Source organism: Micromonospora tarensis (genome assembly GCF_016803395.1).
GTDB lineage: Bacteria > Actinomycetota > Actinomycetes > Mycobacteriales > Micromonosporaceae > Micromonospora > Micromonospora tarensis.
In genome coordinates this window covers 1-4,684 of the sequence record NZ_JAEVHL010000361.1, presented here as the reverse complement: position 1 = coordinate 4,684, position 4,684 = coordinate 1, and the positions used below count along the sequence as shown (strand labels likewise).

Annotated in this window: 4 protein-coding genes; all 4 read right to left on the bottom strand. The window is 75.8% G+C overall.

Annotated elements, in window-relative coordinates:
• Window positions 1–792, bottom strand: a 792-nt coding sequence (locus JM949_RS38220; protein ID WP_255545709.1) for a ketoreductase domain-containing protein, incomplete at its 3' end; no start/stop codon positions are given.
• A 91-nt stretch (window positions 793–883) separates the two neighbouring features.
• The gene (locus JM949_RS40090) at window positions 884–1,717 is read right to left on the bottom strand and encodes a hypothetical protein (RefSeq protein WP_407664871.1); all 834 of its coding nucleotides are present in this window, start codon (window positions 1,715–1,717) and stop codon (window positions 884–886) included.
• A 4-nt stretch (window positions 1,718–1,721) separates the two neighbouring features.
• Entirely contained in the window at window positions 1,722–3,503 is a 1,782-nt protein-coding gene (locus JM949_RS33740) for a beta-ketoacyl [acyl carrier protein] synthase domain-containing protein (RefSeq protein ID WP_203152087.1), read from the bottom strand.
• Window positions 3,446–4,684, bottom strand: a 1,239-nt coding sequence (locus JM949_RS33735; RefSeq protein ID WP_203152086.1) for a beta-ketoacyl reductase, incomplete at its 5' end; no start/stop codon positions are given. The genes JM949_RS33740 and JM949_RS33735, both read right to left, overlap by 58 nt.

Below are 4,684 nucleotides of genomic sequence, written 5' to 3'. Positions count from 1 at the left end.
GGACCGGCTCCGCCACGACCGGCAGGGTGCCGCGCAGCACCGCCGGTTCCGCCCGCACCGCCACCAGTTGCGGCAGCGCGGCGCCCAGCGCGAGACGCATCGTGGCCAGCCCCTCGGGCGGCTCGATGGAGTGCACACCGTCGGCGGCGAGGCGCTGCCGGTGCGCCGCGTCGCCACCACGCCGACGCTCCCCCAGTACCCCCAGTTGAGGACCGTCACGGGCTGGCCGAGCGCGCGCAGGTGTCGGGCGTACGCGTCCTGGAAGGCACAGGCGGCCGCGTAGTTGCCCTGACCGCCGCTGCCCACGAAGGACTGCACCGACGAGAAGAACAGCACGAAGTCGAGCGGCTGGTCGGCGAACTCGGCGCAGAACGCCACGCTGCCGCGCGTCTTGGGCGAGAGCGCGGCGAGGAACGTGTCCTCGTCCATCGCCCGCAACGTCTGGTCCCGCAGCACGATCGCCGAGTGCACGATGCCGTGCACGGCGCCGAACCGTTCGACGATCTCCTGCTTGGCGGCGCGCAGGGCGGCCGGGTCGCTGGCGTCGGCGCGCAGGTAGACACCGGTCCCGCCGCGGCTGTCGATCTCGGCAAGGGCCTGCCGCTGCCGGTCGCCGAGGTCGCCGCGACCGAGCAGCACGACTGTCGACCCGGCGGCGGCGAGGTGGTGGGCGAGGACACCGCCGACGCGCCCGCCCCGCCCAGGATCACGTAGACGCCGCCCGGTCGGGGCACCGGCCCGCCGTCGGCCGGAGCCACGCCCTGAACCTGTCGGAAGCCGCGTACGTACCAGCGGTCGCGGTGCAGGACGGCCGCGCCGGCCGCCCCGGACGCCGGGATCCGGGCGGGGTCGACGAGCCGGGACACCACGGCCGGCGGGGCGCTCACGTCCCCGGCGGCCAGGTCCGCGACGCGGACCCGCCAGGCCGGGTACTCCCGTGCCACGGTGCCCGCCAGCGCGTGCAGGCCGGCGGCGAGCGGCGCGGGGACGGCGTCGTCGACCGGGCAGACCCCGGCGGTGACCACGCAGATCCACAGTGACCGCCCGCCGTGGCCGCGCTGGTCCAACGACCGGACCAGCCGGTGCAGGGCCAGCACCCCGTCGCGCTGGGCGCTGTCCACCCGATCCGCTGTGACCGGCCCGGCCGGGGCGGACAGCAGGTAGACGCCGGTCGGATCGGCGAGGTCGTCGGCAGCCGGGCGGCGTCCGCCCGGATCAGGCGGGCGTCGCGACCGACGGCCAGCGCCTCGGCGAGCCGGCTGCTCTCCGCGTCGTGCATGATCCACACCGGCCCGGCGGGCGCGCCGTCGGCGACATCGGGCTCCTCGGCCGGAACCCACACCGGCGCGAACAGCTGCGGCAGGACGGGCTCGGGCTCGGTGGGGGGCGCCGCCGATTCGGTGAACCAGTGCCGCTGCGGCTCGAACGGGTAGCTGGGCAGGGAGATTCGCCGTCCACCCCCCGAATCCGCCGCCGCCCAGTCCACGTCGACGCCACGGGTCCACAGGGTCGCCAGTTGCCGCCACTCGCCCTGGTCGACGAGGGCCGCCAGGTAGGCGCGGCCGGCCGACCCGGACACCAGGGCGTCGGCGAGGTCGTCGGTGGCGTCGGCACGACCCTGCCGCAGACCGGCCGGGTCGCCGCCGGACGCGTACGCCTGAAGAACCTCGACCAGGTGGTCCAGGTCGCTGGTGACCACCGCGATCCGCTGCGCCATCGGCTCACGGCCGGTCTGCAGGGTGAAGGCGACGTCGGCCAGTTCGGGACGGGAGGCCGGGGCCGGCGGGTCGGCCGGGACCAGCCCGGACAGCGGACGGTGCGGGTCGATGTCGGTGACGGCCACGCCGATCCGCGCGGCCAGCGCCGCCCGGGCGAACGCGTCCAGCCCGAGGTCGGCCGGCGTGCTGCCCGGGTCGACGTCCTCGGTGGCGACGCCGAGCAGCTCGGCGACCGTCTGGCCGAGGGCGTCCAGGTCCGCCGGGGCGACCGGCGCGGGGGGCCGCAGCGCCTCGGCGAGCCGCCCGGCGTACGCCCGTAGGCGCGGCTCGTCCCGGGCGGAGAGGACGACGACCTGCGGGCGGGGCGGGGTGGGCTCGCGCGCTGGTGTGGCCGGGGGGTTCCTCCAGCACCACGTGGGCGTTCGTGCCGCCGAACCCGAAGGAGGAGACACCGGCGCGGCGGGGACCGCCGTCCGCTGTCCGCCACGGCGTCGTCCGGCCGTGCAGTCGGAACGGGCCGGTGTCCAGGTCCAGCAGCGGGTTCGCCGAACGTTGGTGCAGCATGCCGGGCAGGACGCCCCGTCGCAGCGCCAGCGCCACGGTGACCAGCCCGGCCAGGCCGGCCGCCGGTTCGAGATGGCCGATGTGCGTCTTGACCGTGCCGAGGGCACACCAGGCGGTGTCCGGCACCGGCCGACCGGCGGTCCGTGACCAGCTGTCGACGGCGCGGCGCAGCGCGTCGTACTCGATCGGGTCGCCAAGGGAGGTGCCGGTGCCGTGCGCCTCCAGGTAGGAGATGGTCGTCGGGTCGACGCCCGCGCGCGCCCAGGCGGCGCTGACCACCTCGGCCTGGGCGTCCAGGTTCGGCGCGGTCAGCGAGCTGGCCCGCCCGCCGTGGTTGACGGCGGAGCCGCGCAGCACCGCGTGCACCTGGTCACCGTCGCGGATCGCCGCGCGCAACGGCTTGAGGACGACGGCGAGCACGCCCTCACCGCGGACGTAACCGTCGGCCGCCGCGTCGAAGGAGTGGCACCGCCCGGTCGGGGAGAACGCGCCCGCCTCGTTGGCGAGCACGTAGTAGTACGGATCGAGCATCAGGCTGACGCCGCCGACGATCGCGGACGCGCAGTCGCCCCGGTGCAGCGCCGCCACCGCCCGGTCCACCGCGACCAGCGACGACGAGCACGCCGTGTCGACCGTCTCGCTCGGCCCGCGCAGGTCGAACGTGAAGGAGAGCCGGTTGGCCAGCATGTTCAGCACGTTCCCGGTGCCCACCTGAACGCGTTGCACACCGGCCTGCCGGAGCAGGTGGTGATAGTCGGTGAACTGCGCGCCGACGTACACCCCGACCCGGTGGCCGGCGAGCGCCGACATCCGCCAGCCCGCGTCCTCCACAGCGGCCCAGGCGACCTGGAGGAGCAGCCGCTGCTGGGGGTCCATCAGCTCGGCCTCCCGGGGCGAGATCCGGAAGAAGGGCGCGTCGAACCGGTCCACGCCGTCGAGGAAGCCACCCCACCGGGAACGGGTCCGGCCGGCGGCAAGCGGATCGGTCGAGAAGACCGAGCGCCAGTCCCACCGGTCCGCCGGTACCTCGGTTACCTGGTCGCGCCCGGCCACCAGGTGCGACCAGAACTCGTCGAGGTCGCCGGCACCGGGCAGGACGCCGGCCATGCCCACCACGGCGATCGGCTCGGTGCCGCCGACCGGCCCGGCGAGCGGGGCGGCCATCACGGAGGCGGGCGACGGCCGGGTGGCCGACGCCAGCCCGGAGGGCGGCGATGGCACCGGCGCCGACGATGGCGCGGGAGCCGACGATGGCGCGGGAGCCAACGCGGGCACCCAAGCCGACAAAGGCACCGGAGCCAACGCGGGCACCGGAGCCGACGATGGCGCGGGAGCCAACGCGGGCTCCGGAGCCGGCGGTGGCGCGGGCGCGGCGATGGCGCTGCGGCCGGCGTGGGCCCGGAGACCGTGAGTGGCACGGAGGCGTGCGGTCGCGCGGAGCGCTTGTCGGCGAGGTGGGCCGCGACCGCGTCCGGGTGCGCGGTGCGGAGGTGCTCGACGAGGCCGGCGAGGGTGCCGGAGGTGAAGAAGACGGTCGCCGACAGCCGGATGCCCAGCAGCGCGCCGACCCGGTCCGCGAGGTCGCGGATGCTTATCGAGTCGAAGCCGTGGTCGTTGAGGCTCTCGTGCGCCTGGAGGTGACCGGGATCGGTCTCCAGCACCTCGGCGGCGAGCTGCCGGAGGTCCTCGTACAGCCGGGTGGTGTCGTCCGGGTCGGGCCCGGGCGTCTCGACGACCGGTTCCGCGACGGCCAGCAGGCCGGCGACCCGGTCCACGGACGCCCGGGGGCCGGCCAGCACCACCGCCCGGGTGAGCCCCCGGCGCAGCACCTCCTCGAACGCGTCGAGGCCCGGCCCCCGTTCGAGATATTCCAGCCCGGCCGCCCGCAGGTACAGCTCTTCGGCCCCGTCCAGGCGCATCCCGCCGTCGCGCCAGAGACCCCAGTCCACCACGACCGTCCGGCCCGGGCGGTGGTGCTGCTCCCGCCACCGGGCGAACTCGTCGGCGAACCGGTTGGCTACCGCGTAGTCGCCCTGCCCGAAGTCACCGAGCAGCGAGGACGCCGAGGAGAAGATGGCGAACAGGTCGAGCGGCTGGTCGGCGGTGACCGCGTCGAGCAGCGGCAGCCCGACGAGCTTGGGGGCCAGCACCGCCCTCAGCTCGGACCAGTCCTTGTCGGGCAGGCCGCGACCGTCGAGGGTGCCCGCGCTGTGCACCACGGCGTGCACCGCGCCGAACCGGTCGCGAACTCGCCGGACCAGCTCCGTCAGCGCGGTGCGGTCGGTGAGGTCGGCCGGCCAGTACACCGCCCTCAGCTCGGACCAGTCCTTGTCGGGCAGGCCGCGACCGTCGAGGGTGCCCGCGCTGTGCACCACGGCGTGCACCGCGCCGAACCGGTCGCG